Source organism: Streptomyces sp. URMC 123 (assembly GCF_051386515.1).
GTDB lineage: Bacteria > Actinomycetota > Actinomycetes > Streptomycetales > Streptomycetaceae > Streptomyces.
Map to the genome: position 1 here is coordinate 1 of NZ_JBPQTV010000149.1, position 15,225 is coordinate 15,225.

The following is a 15,225-nucleotide window of genomic DNA, read 5'->3' on the forward strand; positions in this document are numbered from 1 at the left end:
GCCCCCACCCCCGTACGACTGTCGAAGATCACCCTCACGAAGGAGGCGCCCGCCGTCTCCCTCGCCAAGCAGGGCGGCACCTCCGGATCGCTGCACGTCAACCTCAACTGGGAGACGCGCAAGCAGTTCAAGGGCTGGGGGGCCAAGCTCGGCCGCGCCATGGCCCTGCACGCCGATCTCGACCTCGACCTGTGCGCCCTCTACGAGCTCACCGACGGCAGCAAGGGCGTCGTCCAGGCGCTCGGCAACTCCTTCGGCTCGCTGACCGCGCCGCCCTACATCCACCTGGACGGCGACGACCGCACCGGCGCCGTGGCCTCGGGCGAGAACCTCACGGTCAACCTCGACCACAAGGACCGCTTCCGCCGCCTCCTGATCTTCGTGACCATCTACGAGGGCGCCCGCAGCTTCGCCGATCTGCACGCCACCGTGACCCTGCGGCCCCAGCACGGCGCCCCCATCGACTTCTCGCTCGACGAGTGCACCGTGCCCTCCACGGTCTGTGCCCTCGCCCTGCTCACCAACACCGGCGGCGATCTCGTCGTCCAGCGCGAGGCGCGCTATCTCGTGCCCGACCGGGGCGTCAGCCCCCAGCGCACCGTGGACCACGCCTACGGGTGGGGCATGAACTGGACGCCCGGCCGCAAGTGAGGGGCCGGGGCGCCGAGCCCGCTCCCTGAGCCCGGTCCCCGGGCCCGTCCCCCGGGCCCGGGTTCAGCGTCCCGCCCCCGCCTCGGTGGCGCCCGGCGCGGGGTACGTCCGGCCCTTCCAGGCGGCGCCGCGCCCCCGGTAGTGCTGTACGGCGGAGTCCACCGTCATCAGCAGATAGAGCGTGGCCGTCACCGGCAGCAGCGGCGCCGCCCACAGCGGCCGGCGGTAGTAGCGCAGCATCGGCACATAGCTGAGCGTCATCAGGCCCCAGGCCGCCGCCCCGGCCAGCGCCGTGCCACCGGAGCCGGCCAGCGCGCCGGCCACGAGCGCCACCGGCGGCGCCAGATAGATCACCGCCAGGCCCACGACCGTACCCAGGAGCAGCAGCGGGTGGTGGCGCAGCTGGGCGTAGGCGCTGCGCGAGACCATCCGCCACAGCTGGGCGAGGCGGGGGTAGGGGCGGACGCTGTCCACCCGGTCCGCGAGCCCCAGCCAGATGCGGCCGCCGTGGCGCTTGACCGCCGTGGCGACGGACACGTCGTCGATCACCGCCTCCCGGACGCTCTCCGGCACGCCGGCCCGCAGCGCCGCCTCGTCCCGCAGCAGCACACAGCCGCCGGCCGCGGCCGCCGTGCGCGCCCCCGGGGTGTTGACCCAGCGGAAGGGGTAGAGCTGGGCGAAGAAGTAGACGAACGCCGGAACGATCAGCCGCTCCCAGAAGGTCTCCGCGCGCAGCCGCGCCATCTGGGAGACCAGGTCCAGTCCCCGGCTGCGGGCGGCGCTCACCAGCTCCCGCAGGCTGTCCGGGGCATGGGCGATGTCCGCGTCCGTGAGCAGCAGGTACTCGGGCCGCCGGGCGCCCGCGCGGGCCAGGGCCATGCCGTGGCGCACGGCCCACAGCTTCCCCGTCCAGCCGGGCCCCGGCTCGCCGGGGGAGGCCACGGTCAGCGGCAGCCCGCCGTGCCGCTCGGCGAGCTCCCGGGCGAGGTCCCCGGTGCCGTCCGTACTGCCGTCGTCGATCAGGAAGATCTCCGCCGGGCCCGGGTAGTCCTGGGCCAGCAGCGAGGGCAGGCTCAGGGGCAGCACCTCCGCCTCGTCCCGGGCCGGCACCACCACCGCCACGGCCGGCCAGTCCGCGGGCTCCGAGCGGTCCGGCAGCCGGACGTTCGTACGCCAGAAGAAGCCCTGGCCCAGCACCAGCCAGCCCCATGCGGCCAAGGACACCACGGTGATCCACATCAGCGCGCTCATCCGTGGCAGTCTGCCCGACCCGGCGTCCGGCTGCGGGGATACCGGGCGCATCCATTAAAGTGACCGAGTGAAGATCGCGCTGATGGACTCCGGAATCGGTCTCCTGCCGGCCGCGGCCGCCGTGCGCCGCCTGCGGCCGGACGCCGCTCTCGTGCTCTCGTCCGACCCCGACGGCATGCCCTGGGGCCCCCTGACGCCGCAGGCCATCACCGAGCGCGCGCTCGTCGTCGCCCGGGCCGCCGCCGAACACCGCCCCGACGCGCTGATCGTCGCCTGCAACACCGCCTCCGTGCACGCCCTGCCCGCCCTCCGCGCCGAGCTGGAGCCGGACCTCCCGGTCATCGGCACCGTGCCGGCGATCAAGCCGGCGGCGGCCGGCGGCGGCCCGATCGCCGTCTGGGCCACCCCCGCCACCACGGGCAGCCCCTACCAGCGCCGGCTGATCGCCGAGTTCGCCCAGGGCGTCGCCACCACCGAGGTGCCCTGCTGGGGACTGGCCGAGGCGCTCCAGCACGCCGACGAAGCCGCCGTCGACGCGGCGGTGGCCGCCGCGGCGGCCCTCACCCCCGACGACGTCCGGGCCGTCGTCCTGGGCTGCACCCACTACGAGCTCGTGGCCGACCGCATCCGGGCCGCCGTGCAGCCCCCGGGGGCGGAGCCCCTCGCGCTGTACGCCTCGGCCGACGCGGTCGCCGCCCAGGCGCTGCGCCGGATCGGTGCCGAGCCGGCCCCCGCCGCCGAGCCGTCCGACGAGCTGGTGGTGCTGCTCAGCGGGCGGCGCGCGGCGCTCCCGGACGCGGCCCACGCCTACGTCGAAGGCCGTACGCTCACCCGCGCCACCGCCGCACGCGCCTGACCGTTTCCGCACGCGCACGACCACTCCCCGGCGGGCCCCGACCACCACGCTCTCCGTACGGGTGTACGGAGCCGGTGTCCCCCGTTGGGACCAGTCGGACCCGGGTTCCGCGCAAGGCGCCAGGTCAGTGCCGCTGCCCGGGGCGACGCCCGGGACAGCCGGGCCCGCCGGCGCGCGCGGGTCGCGAGTGGCCTCTCCCAACCCCCTGCTGGAACAGCGGATCGTGGGTAGGCTCGGGCCCATGAGGGACCTTCCCCACGACGGAAACCCCGGCACACCCGATACCTCTCCCGAGGTGTGGACGGGGCGCGCGACCAATCGCGTGCAGTGGCTGCTCGCGGCGGCGGGAGCCGGATGCATGGCCCTGGGAATCGAGCTCGCGGTCGACTCCCCATGGACGTCCGGAGTCACCGCCCTGCTCATGTCGGTGATCGGCTGTGTGGCCGCCGGACTGCTGATGCTCTTCGGCACCCTGGCGTTCGTCCACGTGGCCGTGCGGGTCGACCAGGACGCGCTGGAAGTGCGGTGCGGCCACATCGGGGTGCCCCGGCGCCGGATTCCCCTGGACCACGTGGTGGGCGCGGCCTTCGCACCGAGGGTCACCCCCTATCAGTGGGGCGGCTGGGGCTACCGCTGGCGCCCCGAGATGGGCACCGCCGTCATCGTGCGGCGCGGCGAGGGCCTGGTGCTGGAGCTCGGGGACGGCCGCCGGTTCACGGTGACGGTGGACGACGCGGAGAAGGCCGTCGAGATCATTCGCGACCGGCTGCGCTTCTCGGCCGATCGCGGCGCCCGCGCCTGAGGCGCTCGGTCGCCGAGGTGACTGACCCTGGGGCGGTTCGCGTCGGCCCGGCGCGGCAGGCCCTAGTCTCGACGCATGGCGACGCCCGAATTCATTCGCGCCCTGCGCGAGACCGCCGGACAGCAACTGCTCTGGCTCCCCGGGGTCAGTGCCATCGTCTTCGACGACGAGGGGCAGGTGCTCCTCGGCCAGCGCTCGGACACCGGCCGCTGGTCCATCATCGGAGGCATCGCCGACCCCGGGGAACAGCCCGCGCAGACGGCCGTGCGCGAGGTGTTCGAGGAGACCGGGGTGGAGTGCGTGCCCGAGCGCGTCATCCTCGTCCAGGCGCTCTCCCCGGTCCGCTACCCCAACGGCGACCGCTGCCAGTTCATGGACATCGCCCTGCGCTGCCGGGCGGTGGGCGGCCGGGCCCGGGTCAACGACGACGAGTCGCTGGCCGTGGGCTGGTTCCGGCTGGACGCGCTGCCGGACCTGGAGGACTTCGCTCTGCTGCGCATCAAACAGGCGCTGGAGGAGGGGCCGGCCTGGTTCGAACCGGCCCCCGAGGCGGCCGCCTGGGCGACCGGGGGCTGACCCCCGGCCCGGACCCGTACGGGAACCTCAGCGCCCCCAGCGCAGGCCGGGCGTGGCCACCGGCGCGTCCCACAGCCGGAGCAGCTCCTCGTCCGCCCGGCAGAGCGTCACCGAGCAGCCCGCCATGTCGAGCGCCGTCACATGGTTGCCGACCAGCGTGCGGGCCACCGGCACGCCCCGCTCGGTGAGCACCCGCTGCACCTCGGCGTTGAACCCGTAGAGCTCCAGCAGCGGGGTGGCGCCCATGCCGTTGACCAGTACCAGCACGGGCCCGTCGGGGCGCAGGTCCTCGAGCACCGCGTCCACCGCGAAGTCCGCGATCTCGCGGGCCGTCATCATGGCCCGCCGCTCCCGGCCCGGCTCGCCGTGGATGCCGATGCCCAGCTCCAGCTCCCCGGGCGGCAGATCGAAGGTCGGGCTGCCCTTGGCCGGGGTGGTGCACGCGCTCAGCGCCACCCCGAGGCTGCGGCAGGACTCGTTGACCCGCCGCGCGATCGCCGCGACCCGGTCCAGCGGGGCGCCCTCCTCGGCGGCGGCGCCCGCCATCTTCTCCACGAACAGGGTCGCCCCGGTGCCGCGCCGCCCCGCGGTGTACAGGCTGTCGGTGACCGCCACGTCGTCGTTGACCAGCACGCTGGCGACCTGGACGCCCTCGTCCTCGGCCAGCTCCGCGGCCATGGTGAAGTTCATGACGTCGCCCGTGTAGTTCTTGACCACGAAGAGCACGCCCCGGCCGCTGTCCACGGCCGCCGCGGCCCGCACCATCTGGTCCGGCACGGGGGAGGTGAACACCTCCCCGGGGCAGGCGGCGTCGAGCATGCCGGGCCCCACGTATCCGCCGTGCAGCGGCTCGTGCCCGGAGCCGCCGCCGGACACCAGCGCCACCTTGCCGGCGACGGGGGCGTCCCGCCGTACGATCACGCGCCTGTCGACGTCGACGATCAGTTCGGGATGGGCCGCGGCCATGCCCCGCAGGGCGTCCGCCACCACCGTCTCGGGAACATTGATCAACATACGCATGATCCACGACCTCCGGATGACCGTCCGCGGCCGGGGCGGCACGCCCCACCGCCGGTCCGCCGCCGGGGGGGGGGCGGACCGGGCCAGTATCGCGTTGATCAGCGGCTGGCGTATCGCGCGATCAGCGGGTCGTGCCGGTGCTCCACGAGTGGGCCACGTCCACGACGAGGTGGTTGCCCGTCTGGAAGACCCGGAACGGCAGCCGGGCGCGCACGCCCAGGCCGATCTGGGTGTCGCCCTCGAAGCTGCCGGCGAACCGGGTGTCGCGGAAGGTGCGGTAGCCGGAGATGTCGACGCCGGGCAGCGGCTGGCGGACCCGGCCGGCGTAGGTCGGGGTGCCGGTCTCGGGGTCGTAGCTCGGCGCGGCCACCCGCACCTCGAGTATGGCGCCGCCGCCCACGGGCACGAGGTCGCCGGAGCCGTCCTGGTGGAGCTGGTCGACGTACCCCACGCGGTAGCCGATCGGGTTCGCGGCGGTGCCGCGGACGTCCAGGACCATCCGGTCGAAGCAGTCGTGCCGCCCGGTCCTGATGTCCAGCAGCGGCTTGTAGTCGGAGTCGGTGGCCGTCTTGTCGGCGCTGCCCCAGGCGGCGTCGCAGGTCACCGCGTACGCCGTGGAGGCGGAGGCCGGTGTGGTCGCGGCCAGGCCGAGGCCGGCCAGGGTCAGTGCGGTCAGCGCGGCGCTCAGTCGTCGCATCGCTTTCCCCCCAGTGTCGAGTTGTCGGGTGTGTGAGTGGTGCGCGTGGCGGCGGAAAGGGCCGCCGCTGCGGGGAGTTGGACGGCCGGCACCGGCGAGGGGTTGCCCGGACGGCCACGTGAATGTCGCGATCGGGCCACGCGCCCGCCATCCCCCGTACGTCCGCCCCCGTACGCCCGCGTACCCCGGTACGGGCGGCGCACCCCTCGCCGCGCGGCATCCGGGCGCACGGGCGGCGGAATCGGGGCGCCCGGGTGGCGACATCGGGGTGTCCGGCGGTGGGATCGGGGGTGCCCGGGGCGACGGCGCTGTGCTAGACATGGCTTGATCGGATATGAACCGGTTTTGATCAGGTCGTTCGTGCCGACGGCGCCCCGGGCACGGGCACGGGTACGAGCCCGGTGGCCGCGGGGTCGTCCGCCGAACGCCGGGACCCGAGAAAAGAGTTCAGCGCGTGGCCGCACACCAGGGAACCAGCCGAACCAGCCGTTGGATACGCCGCTTCCACCCCTCCGACGAGAGCCGGGTGCGGCTCGTCTGTCTGCCGCACGCCGGGGGCTCCGCCCCGTTCTACTTCCCGATGTCGCGGGCGCTCGCCCCGGCCGTGGACGTCCTGACGGTGCAGTACCCCGGCCGGCTGGACCGCCAGGACGAGCCGCTCATCGAGGACATGGGCACCTACGCCGACACCCTCGTGGCGGAGCTGCGGCCCTGGCTCGACCGGCCCACCGCCTTCTTCGGGCACAGCATGGGGGCCGTCCTCGGCTTCGAGGTGATCCGGCGGCTGGAGCGGGACCCGGCCCCCGGCGCCGGCCGCCCCGTCCGGCTGTTCGCCTCCGGCCGCAGGGCGCCGTCCTGCCTGCGGGACGACGCGGTGCACCGGCGGGACGACGACGGCATCGTGGCGGAGATGCGGGCGCTCAGCGGCACGGACTCGCGCGTCCTCGGCGACGAGGAACTTCTGCGCATGGTGCTGCCCGCGATCCGCGCCGACTACATCGCGGTCGAGACGTACCGCGCCGGGGCCGACGCCACGATCCGCACCCCCGTGACCGTGCTGACCGGGGACAACGACCCCAGGACCCGCCTCGACGAGGCCCAGGCCTGGCACGCGCACACCACCGGCGGCTTCGACATCCACATCTTCGCCGGCGGTCACTTCTTCCTCACCGACCACCAGGAGGAGATCGTCAAGGTCGTGCTGGGGGAGCTGTCGGCGCTCGGCTGACGGCCGCGGGGCGCACGGCCTTCGGTCGTACGAGAGCTCGCGCGGCTCTCGTACTCAGCCGAGCAGCCCCCGCTCCATCGCCTTGATCACCGCCGCCGTGCGGTCGGACACCCCCAGCTTCCTGAAGGCGCGCAGCAGGTGCGTCTTCACCGTCGCCTCGCTGATGAACAGCTCCTTTCCGATGTCGGCGTTGGTCCTGCCCCGGCTCACCAGGCGCAGGACCTCGCACTCCCGGGACGACAGCGCCGACTGCTCCACGACCCGGGCCCGGAAGAGCTTGGGCGCCAGGGAGGGTGTCAGCACGGTCTCGCCCCGGGCGGCCGCGTGCACGGCGGCGATCAGCTCCGCGCGGGAACTGCCCTTCAGCAGATAGCCGGCCGCGCCCGCCTCCACCGCCCGCAGGATGTCGGTGTCGCTCTCATAGGTGGTGAGGATGACCACCTTGCTCCCGGGCGAGCGGCGCAGGATGTGCCCGGTGGCCGCGACGCCGTCCATGCCGCCCATGCGCAGGTCCAGCAGTACGACGTCCGGCGCGATGGCGGCGGCCACGGTCACCGCCTCCTCGCCGGAGCCGGCCTGGCCGACCACGCGAATCCCCTCGGCGGTCTCCAGGATCGCGCAGAGCCCCTCGCGCACCACGGGGTGGTCGTCGGCGAGGAGCACCCCGATCGCCCGCTCGGCGGGGGCGGGTTCGGCCGTCACGGGCACCCGCCCCGCCCCCGTCGCCTCAGTACACATCGACCGTCTCCTCCGTCACCCGGCCGCCGATGGGCGCCGGCACCGTCACCTCGACCCGGGTGCCGGCCCCGGGGCGGCTGCGTACGGTCACGGTGCCGCCGATCTCGGCGACCCGGGCCCGCATGCCCCGCAGACCGTATCCTCCGTCGGCGCCGCCCGGGGCCCGGGCGTCCGAGCCCTCGCCGCCCGGGGCCGCGAACCCCGCGCCGTCGTCCTGGACGGCGAGGCGCACGGCGCTGTCCCCGAAGGTCAGCGCGACCTCGACCCGGTGGGCCGACGCCGCGTGCTTGCGCACATTGGCGATCGCCTCCTGGGCCGCGCGCAGCAGCACCACGGTGGTCGCCATCGGCAGCGGCCGCTCCGTGCCCTCCACCGCGCAGCGCGCCTCCACACCGGTCTGCGCCACCAGGCCGTCCGCCTGCCGGCGCACGGCCTGCGCCAGTGAACTCTCCCGCAGCGGCGGGGGCGTCAGCGCGGCGACGAAGTCCCGGGCCTCGGCCAGGCTCTCCGTGGCCACGCGCTCGGCGAGCCCCAGATGGGTCAGCGCGCGCTCCGGCGCGGTCCGCACCTCCGCCCCCGCGGCCTGGACGAGGCTGATGATGCTGGTCAGCCCCTGGGCCAGGGTGTCGTGGATCTCCCGGGCCAGCCGCTCCCGCTCGGCGGCCACCCCCGCCTCGCGCGAGAGCCGCGCGCCGCGCTCGCGATGGCGCCGCAACTCCTCGATGAGCGCGGCGCGCTCCGCGCTCTGCCGCACGACCCGGCCGATCCACAGCCCGAGGAAGACCGAGAGCGCCAGGCCGAGCAGCGACAGGGGCAGCACGGTGAGCACGTCGGGCACCAGCCGGCCGCCGTGCAGCCACACCGCGGCGGTGGGCAGCAGATTGGTCGGCACGGCGAGCGCGACGGCGGTGCGGGTGGGCAGCGCCATCAGCAGCATCGGCACGACCGTGAACCCCGCGAACGCCGCGACGGGCGCGGCGGCCACCGCCGTGCCGAAGAGCAGCAGCAGCCCCGCCGCGAAGACGGCGTTGCGGCCGCCCGCGGCGCGGCCGGCCGCCCCGGCGCGCATCCGGCTCCGGCCGATGGCGGCGTACCAGGGGATGGCCAGCGTCAGCGCGCCGATGGCGACCGCGCGGTGGCCGCGCCCCCCGCCGGAGGCGAACAGCAGGGCGGTGGTGACGAGATAGGAGATGGCGAAGTAGCCGTCCCACAGGGCGTACCAGCCGACCCGGGCTGTCGCCGTCGGGTCCGGCGCCGCCGTCCCCGGCACGTCCTCGGCCGCGTCGACCGGTGGGTGATTGCGCATCCCCCACTCCTACCACCTGCGACAACGCTCGCTGTCCACCGGTCGACGGACAGCGGAACCCGTCGTTCGGTCGTCTCTCCCCGACCGGGCGCCGACCTAGCGTGGAACACATGGGAAACGGCCCGCGGAACGGGCCGTACGACCGCATCCATCACTCGACGAGCGCACCGCCGGACAGCACCACGTGCGTGTTCCCGTGCCGTGAACCGGAAGGCCCAGCACCACCTATGAGTCCGTTCCTGACCGCCCTGATCGCCGGCGGATCGATCCTGATCGTCATCCTCGCGACCGACCTCGGCCGGCGCCGGGTCACCCGACCGCGCCTGATCCGGTCCGTCATCGCGGTGTTCGTCATCCTCGGGCTGTGCGTGCACTCGCTGCCGCTCGGCGGCAACGACCCCTCGCTGCAACTCCTCGGCATCGGCACCGGCGTGATCTGCGGGCTGGTGGCCGCCGCGCTGATGCCCGTGGAGTGGGACGCCTCCGGCGCGGCCCACACCGTCGCCGGGTTCGGCTACGCGGCCCTGTGGGCGGCCCTGTCCGCCGCGCGCGTCCTCTTCGCCTACGGGTCGGAGCACTGGTTCAACGACGGAATGATCCGGTTCAGCATGGAGTACGAGATCAGCGGGGCCGACGCGTACTCCAACGCGTTCGTCTTCATGGCGCTGGCCATGGCGCTGACCCGGACCGCGGCCATCGTGGCCCGGTGCCGCGGCCGGAACGGGGCGCGGCAGTGGAGCGCGTGAGCGACCCGGCGCTGCGGCCGCCCCGGCACCGCGTCGAGCGCCGGGCCATCGGGTGGTGGACCCTCCAGGCGACGCTGTGGGCCCTGCCGCTCCCGCTGACCCTCGGGGTACTGCACCTGTGCATCCCGCCCGCGCGCCCGGTTTTCGGCCCGCTCCTCCTGGCCGCCGCGGTCCCCGGTGCCCTCCTGGTCGCGGTCATGCCGCGCTGGCGCTACGCCGTGCACCGCTGGGAGGTCACCGAGGAGGCGGTGTACGCGGCCTCCGGCTGGCTGTGGCAGCAGTGGCGGGTGGTGCCGCTGGCCCGCGTCCAGACCGTCGACACGCTGCGCGGGCCGCTGCAACAGCTCTTCGGGCTCTCGGGCGTGACGGTGACCAGCGCGTCCTCCGCCGGCGCGGTGAGGATCAAGGGACTGGACCGGGTCGCCGCCGGCGAGCTGGTCACCGCGCTGACCCGGCTCACCGGCGAGGCGGACGGCGCGCCCGGCACGGACGGCGCCGGGGTGGCGGACCGTCACCCCGCCGGCGAGGGGTCCGGGCACCGCGCTCGGGGCCCCCATGACGCCGAGGGCGCCCCGCACCGGGAGAGGGGGACCGCGTGAACGCCCGGGCCCGTACCGTGCCCGGTCCCGACCACGGCTCCGCGCATGAGCCCGCCTCCGGTGGCCCCCCGCCGTGGGAGCGGCTCAGCGCCCGGCTGCTCCTGCTCCACGTGGGCGTGCCCGCCGCCCCGCTCGGCGCGTTCCTCGTCACCCTGCCGGTCACCGGGGGCGACCTCGGCCCCCGGCTGTGGGGTGTGGCGGGCTCGGTGCTCGGCGGGTTCCTGGTCGTCGCCTGCATCGGCCTGGCGCGGCTGCTCGGCACCCGCTACCGGGTCACCGAGGACCGCGTCGAGCTCCGCTCCGGCGTGCTCTTCCGCCGCCGGCGCTCCGTCCCTCTCGCCGGTGTCCGCGGCGTGGAGGCCACCGCGCGGCCCCTCCACCGCGCCCTCGGCCTCACGTCCCTGGCCATCGGCACCGGGGAGCAGGGCACCGCCTCGGCCACCGGGCTGGTCCTCGACGGCATGCGCGCCGCGCGGGCCGACGAACTGCGCCGGCAGATCCTGGAGCGCCGTGCCGCGGCCCGTCTCCTGTCGGCCGCCGACGGGGAGCCCGGGCCGGCCGCCGGCGGGGACAGCGGCACGATCGCCGCGCTGGACCGGTCCTGGCCGCGCTACGCGCCCCTGTCCGTCTGGGGCGTGGGCAGCGTGCTGGCCGGCGCGGGCACCGCGCTGCGCGTCCTGCACGACCTGCGGATCGACCCGCTGGAGCTCGCCGTCGTCCGGGCCGCCGGTGAACGCCTCGGCGCCGTGCCGCTCTGGGCGATCGGCCTCGTGGGCCTGGTCCTGCTGGTGGCGCTCGGGGCCGCCTGCTCCACCGCGACCTTCGTCGAGGGCTGGTACGGCTACCGGCTGGAGCGGGCGGACGGCGGAGCGGCCCTGCGGGTGCGCCGCGGGCTGCTGGTCACGCGCTCCGTCTCGCTGGACCGGGAGCGGCTGTACGGCGTCGAGGTGCGCGAGCCACTGCCGGTGCGGCTCGCCCGCGGGGCCCGGGTCGACGCGGTGGCCACCGGGCTCGGCAACCGCGACGAGAACCGCGCCCGGCGCGTGCTCACCCCGGCGGTGCCGCGCCCGGAGGCGATGCGGGTGGCCGCCGCCGTCCTCGACGAGGCGCGGTCCCCGACCGCCGCCGCCCGGCTCGCCCCGCACCCGCGGGCCGCGCTGCGGCGGCGGGTCAACCGGGGCCTTGCCTCGGTCGCGACGGCCGCCGCAGCTCTCGCCGTGCCGGGCCTGTGGCTCGGCCCGGCCCTGACGCACGCCGCGTGGATCGCCGCCCTGGCGCTGCTGCCGCTCGCCCTCTGGCTCGCCCGTGACGCGTACCGCTCGCTGGGCCACGGCCTGCACGGCCACTATCTGGTCATCCGCGCGGGGACGTTCGACCGCCGTACGGTGGCGCTCCGGCGCGACGAGATCATCGGCTGGCGGATCTCCCGCTCGCCCTTCCAGCGGCGGGCGGGGCTGCTCACGCTGGGCGCCGCCACCGCGGCCGGTGACGGCTGTTACGCGGTGCGGGACCTGTCCGTCGCGGAGGGAACGGCCCTCGCGGAGCGGGCCGTTCCGGGGCTGCTCGCGCCCTTCATCGAGCGGCGCCCGGGCGCGGAACCGGGCCCACCGTGGAGCCGGGCCCGCCCGCCGCATCGGGGCCGCCACCGGGCCGGGTCCGGCCGGTGAGTCGGGGTCGGCGGGCCCGGGCCGGCCGCTGGGCCGGGTCCCGCCCCTTCCGTCACCGGGCCGCGCCCGGTCGGCGGACTCGGGTCGGCCGCTGGGCCGGGGCTGGTTGGCGAGTCGGGGTCGGGCGCCGCATGGGGGCCGGCGCCGGGCTGGGGCCCGTCACTGAACCGGGTCCGGCCGGTGAGTCGGGGTCGGCGGGCCCGACGGCGCCCGGTTGGCGAGTCGGGGTCGGGCGCCGCATGGGGGCTGTCGCCGGGGCGAGTCCCGCCGCCCATTCCGTCACCGGGCCGCGCCCGGTCGGCGGACTCGGGTCGGCCGCTGGGCCGGGTTCGGTTGGCGAGCCGGGCTCGGCGGGCCCGACGGCGCTCGGTCGGCGGACTCGGGTCGGCCGCTGGGCCGGGGCCGGTTGGCGAGTCGGGGTCGGGCGCCGCATCGGGGTCGCCGCCGGGCCGGGGCCCGTCACTGAACCGGGTTCGGTCGGCGAGCCGGTCGCCGTCGGGCCGGGGGCCGTCACCGGGTTGCGTTCGGCAGTGCGTGAGCGCCGCCGGGTGGGGCGTCCCCGGCCGCCGTCGCGGCGGGGGCCGGCAGTGCGATCGCGGTGACCAGGAGGCCGCCGCGGGCCAGCCAGCGCCCGGTGAACCCGTCCAGCACCCGGCCGTGCGGGTCGCGTCCCGGCCGCAGCAGCCGGGCCCGGAAGGTGCCCGACCGGCCCCCGGCGGCCTCGGGGGCCGCGTCGCGGGCGGTCCGCTGGCGCGCCGGGACGCCCTCGCCGACCACCGCCCCGCCCTCCCACCCGGTCGGGAACGCGGCGAAGGTGATCTCCGCGTCCGTGAAGTCGAGTTCGCTGCGCATCAGCGGGAACCACGTCTTGTAGACGCACTCCTTGGCGCTGAAGAGCAGCCGGTCCCCGTGCACGCCACCGGGCAGCGGGGCGGCGCGGAGCCCGGCCCGCTCCCGGGGCAGCCCGATCGTCTCCAGCACGCCGTCGGGGAGCGGCAGATCGGGCTCGGCGTCGATGCCCACGGCGGTGACCTCGTCCGCGCGGGCCAGGGCCGCGGCGCGATAGCCGTCGCAGTGCGTCATGCTGCCGACGACGCCGGCCGGCCACCGGGGAACATTGCGCACCCCGGGCAGCACGGGCACCGGCGGCAGACCGAGGCCGGCCAGCGCCCGCCGCGCACAGGCCCGTACGGTGGCGAACTCCCGCCGGCGCCGCTCCACCGCCGCGGCGACGAGGGCCCGTTCCTCGGGGAAGAGCTCCTCCTCGCCGGTGTCCTCGAACGCCTCCGCGCACACGACGCCGGCCGGCAGCAGCTCGGACAGCAGCACGTCCCTCACGCCCGCTCAGCCTCCCGCTTTCGCTCCGCCTCCTGCTGCCGCTCCGCCTCCCGCTTCCGCCCGGCCGCGGCGGCCACCGCGCTCGCCCCGGGCGCGTCGCCGGGATGCGGCAGGATCTGCCGCAGCAGCCCCAGCGGATGGCCCCGCCGGCGCCACTCGCGCGGATAGCCGATCGAGACCTCCTCGTGGCGGATGCCGTCGTGCCAGGTGGTGCGCGGGATGTGGAGGTGCCCGTAGACCACCGCGGCCGTGGGGAAGCGCACCGGCCAGTCGGCGGTCAGCTCGGTGCCGCACCACTGGGCGAACTCCGGGTACCACAGCACCCGGGTGGGCTCCCGGACCAGCGGGAAGTGGTTGACCAGCACCAGGGGGACCGACGGGTCGTGGGCGGCGAGCCGCCGTTCGGTCTCCACGACCCGCGCCCTGCACCAGGCGTCCCGGCCGGGGTACGGGTCGGGATGCAGCAGATACTCGTCCGTGCAGACCACCCCCGCCTCGTGGGCGCGGGCCAGGGACTCCTCCGCCGTCCGGGTCCCCTCGACCCGGAAGCTGTAGTCGTAGAGCACGAACAGGGGCGCGACCGCGGCCGGCCCGCCGGGCCCCCGCCACACCGGGTACGGGTCCTCGGGGGTCACCACGCCCAAGTCACGGCACAGGTCCACCAGATAGCGGTAGCGCTCCTCGCCGCGCAGCCGCACCGGGTCCTCGCGCGGTGTCCACAGCTCGTGGTTGCCCGGCGCCCAGATCACCTTGGCGAAGCGGTCGGCGAGCAGCTCCAGCGCCCAGGCGATGTCCTGGCTCAGCTCGCCGACGTCGCCCGCCACGATCAGCCAGTCGTCGTCGCTGCCGGGGCGCAGCGACTCCGTGATGGGCCTGTTGTCCGCCATGCCGACGTGCAGATCGCTGACGGCCAGCAGCCGGCCTTCCCCTGACGACGGTGCGTGTGACAACGGTGCGGGCGGCGACGGCGGGTGCGACATCGGGAGTCCAAACTGACCGGCCGGGCCGCGCGGTTGCCCGGGTGGGGCGGAGGCGACGCGCGTGACCTGTCGGTCGTGGTGAGATGCTGCTCGGCATGGCTGATCGGCCGTGCCGATCGTAAGGGAAACGCTTCGCCGCCAGGCCGCGAATATGTCGGCCGGGCGGGTCGGACGACCACGGGAGGCCGCATGGGGCGCGAAGTGGTGATCGTCGGGGCCGGTGCCGCCGGCACGAGTGTCCTGCTCCACCTGGTGGCCCAGATCCGCGGCGGGCGGGCCACGGACATCACCCGGGTCCATGTCGTCGACCCCAACCCGCCCGGCTGGGGGTTGGCCTTCGGGGACCGTGACCCCCTGCTGCTCTGCAACACCGCGGCCGAGATCAACTCCCTGGACGCGGAACGGCCCGACGACTTCGTCACCTTCCTGCGGAGCACGGGGTGGTCGGGGCGGCCGACGGACTGCGTGCCGCGCCACCGCATGGCGGAGTACTGCCAGGACCGCTTCACCCGGTGCCGGGAGGAGGCCCGCGAGCGGGGAGTGGAGGTCCGGCACGTACGGGCCGCGGCCGAGTCCGTCGAGCCGTCACCCGCCGACGGCCGCTGTCGCGTACGGCTGCGCGCGGCGTACGGCGATGCCCCGGCCGCCGATGCCCCCACCGCCGCCGCTGCGCGCGACGCCCCCGCCGCTTCCCGTAACCCCGCCGCGGCCCGCGCCCTCGTCGCCGACGACGTCGTCGTCTGCACGGGCGTACGGGTGCCCCGTACGCC

Annotated in this window: 16 protein-coding genes; 9 read left to right on the plus strand and 7 right to left on the minus strand. The window is 75.7% G+C overall.

What is annotated here, in order from left to right; translation table 11 throughout:
* Window positions 1-651, plus strand: a 651-nt coding sequence (locus ACSNOD_RS18260; protein ID WP_436768028.1) for a TerD family protein, incomplete at its 5' end; no start/stop codon positions are given.
* 63 nt (window positions 652-714) lie between these two features.
* On the opposite strand, the gene ACSNOD_RS18265 is transcribed toward ACSNOD_RS18260, so the two are convergent.
* Complete coding sequence (locus tag ACSNOD_RS18265; RefSeq protein WP_436768029.1) at window positions 715-1,902, minus strand: glycosyltransferase; 1,188 nt, start codon at window positions 1,900-1,902, stop codon at window positions 715-717.
* Window positions 1,903-1,969: 67 nt separating this feature from the next.
* Between ACSNOD_RS18265 and ACSNOD_RS18270 the strand changes: the two genes are divergently transcribed.
* The 3 genes from ACSNOD_RS18270 (at window position 1,970) to ACSNOD_RS18280 (ending at window position 4,136) form a co-directional block, all read left to right on the plus strand.
* Window positions 1,970-2,758, plus strand: coding sequence for a glutamate racemase (locus ACSNOD_RS18270; protein WP_436768030.1), 789 nt, complete (start codon window positions 1,970-1,972; stop codon window positions 2,756-2,758).
* A 241-nt stretch (window positions 2,759-2,999) separates the two neighbouring features.
* Window positions 3,000-3,560 carry a hypothetical protein gene (locus tag ACSNOD_RS18275; protein WP_436768031.1) on the plus strand — a complete coding sequence of 187 codons (561 nt, stop codon included), beginning with the start codon at window positions 3,000-3,002 and terminating at the stop codon, window positions 3,558-3,560.
* A gap of 75 nt (window positions 3,561-3,635) precedes the next feature.
* Window positions 3,636-4,136 carry an NUDIX hydrolase gene (locus tag ACSNOD_RS18280; protein ID WP_436768032.1) on the plus strand — a complete coding sequence of 167 codons (501 nt, stop codon included), beginning with the start codon at window positions 3,636-3,638 and terminating at the stop codon, window positions 4,134-4,136.
* A gap of 27 nt (window positions 4,137-4,163) precedes the next feature.
* On the opposite strand, the gene dhaK is transcribed toward ACSNOD_RS18280, so the two are convergent.
* Together dhaK and ACSNOD_RS18290 are read right to left on the minus strand one after the other, a co-directional pair.
* A complete protein-coding gene (dhaK, locus tag ACSNOD_RS18285; protein ID WP_436768033.1) occupies window positions 4,164-5,156 on the minus strand; it encodes a dihydroxyacetone kinase subunit DhaK in 993 nt (330 codons plus the stop codon).
* 121 nt (window positions 5,157-5,277) lie between these two features.
* Window positions 5,278-5,853, minus strand: coding sequence for an AMIN-like domain-containing (lipo)protein (locus ACSNOD_RS18290; protein ID WP_436768034.1), 576 nt, complete (start codon window positions 5,851-5,853; stop codon window positions 5,278-5,280).
* A gap of 454 nt (window positions 5,854-6,307) precedes the next feature.
* Between ACSNOD_RS18290 and ACSNOD_RS18295 the strand changes: the two genes are divergently transcribed.
* Complete coding sequence (locus ACSNOD_RS18295; RefSeq protein ID WP_436768035.1) at window positions 6,308-7,081, plus strand: thioesterase II family protein; 774 nt, start codon at window positions 6,308-6,310, stop codon at window positions 7,079-7,081.
* 54 nt (window positions 7,082-7,135) lie between these two features.
* Here the strand turns inward: ACSNOD_RS18295 and ACSNOD_RS18300 are convergent, their stop codons facing one another.
* Both ACSNOD_RS18300 and ACSNOD_RS18305 read right to left on the minus strand, forming a co-directional pair.
* Window positions 7,136-7,819, minus strand: coding sequence for a response regulator (locus ACSNOD_RS18300; RefSeq protein WP_436768036.1), 684 nt, complete (start codon window positions 7,817-7,819; stop codon window positions 7,136-7,138).
* On the minus strand, window positions 7,809-9,125 hold the full coding sequence (locus ACSNOD_RS18305) for a sensor histidine kinase (protein WP_436768037.1): 1,317 nt from the start codon (window positions 9,123-9,125) through the stop codon (window positions 7,809-7,811). The genes ACSNOD_RS18300 and ACSNOD_RS18305 overlap by 11 nt, the downstream gene beginning before the upstream one ends.
* Before the next feature lie 227 nt (window positions 9,126-9,352).
* Between ACSNOD_RS18305 and ACSNOD_RS18310 the strand changes: the two genes are divergently transcribed.
* Genes ACSNOD_RS18310 through ACSNOD_RS18320 form a run of 3 tightly spaced genes read left to right on the plus strand, consistent with a single transcriptional unit; the run spans window position 9,353 to window position 12,137 of the window.
* On the plus strand, window positions 9,353-9,871 hold the full coding sequence (locus ACSNOD_RS18310) for a hypothetical protein (protein WP_436768038.1): 519 nt from the start codon (window positions 9,353-9,355) through the stop codon (window positions 9,869-9,871).
* Window positions 9,868-10,470 (plus strand): PH domain-containing protein, encoded by a 603-nt coding sequence (locus ACSNOD_RS18315; RefSeq protein WP_436768039.1) that lies wholly within the window; start codon window positions 9,868-9,870, stop codon window positions 10,468-10,470. Before ACSNOD_RS18310 ends, ACSNOD_RS18315 begins: the two co-directional genes overlap by 4 nt.
* The gene (locus tag ACSNOD_RS18320) at window positions 10,467-12,137 is read left to right on the plus strand and encodes a PH domain-containing protein (RefSeq protein ID WP_436768040.1); all 1,671 of its coding nucleotides are present in this window, start codon (window positions 10,467-10,469) and stop codon (window positions 12,135-12,137) included. The genes ACSNOD_RS18315 and ACSNOD_RS18320 overlap by 4 nt, the downstream gene beginning before the upstream one ends.
* Window positions 12,138-12,647: 510 nt before the next feature.
* Here the strand turns inward: ACSNOD_RS18320 and ACSNOD_RS18325 are convergent.
* A complete protein-coding gene (locus tag ACSNOD_RS18325) occupies window positions 12,648-13,463 on the minus strand; it encodes a 4'-phosphopantetheinyl transferase family protein (protein ID WP_436768043.1) in 816 nt (271 codons plus the stop codon).
* An 8-nt stretch (window positions 13,464-13,471) separates the two neighbouring features.
* Window positions 13,472-14,455, minus strand: a complete 984-nt coding sequence (locus tag ACSNOD_RS18330) for a metallophosphoesterase family protein (protein WP_436768041.1) — start codon at window positions 14,453-14,455, stop codon at window positions 13,472-13,474.
* Between the two features lie 189 nt (window positions 14,456-14,644).
* On the opposite strand from ACSNOD_RS18330, the gene ACSNOD_RS18335 reads away from it, so the two are divergent.
* Window positions 14,645-15,225 (plus strand): FAD/NAD(P)-binding protein (locus ACSNOD_RS18335; RefSeq protein ID WP_436768042.1); only part of this gene is annotated, 581 nt, incomplete at its 3' end.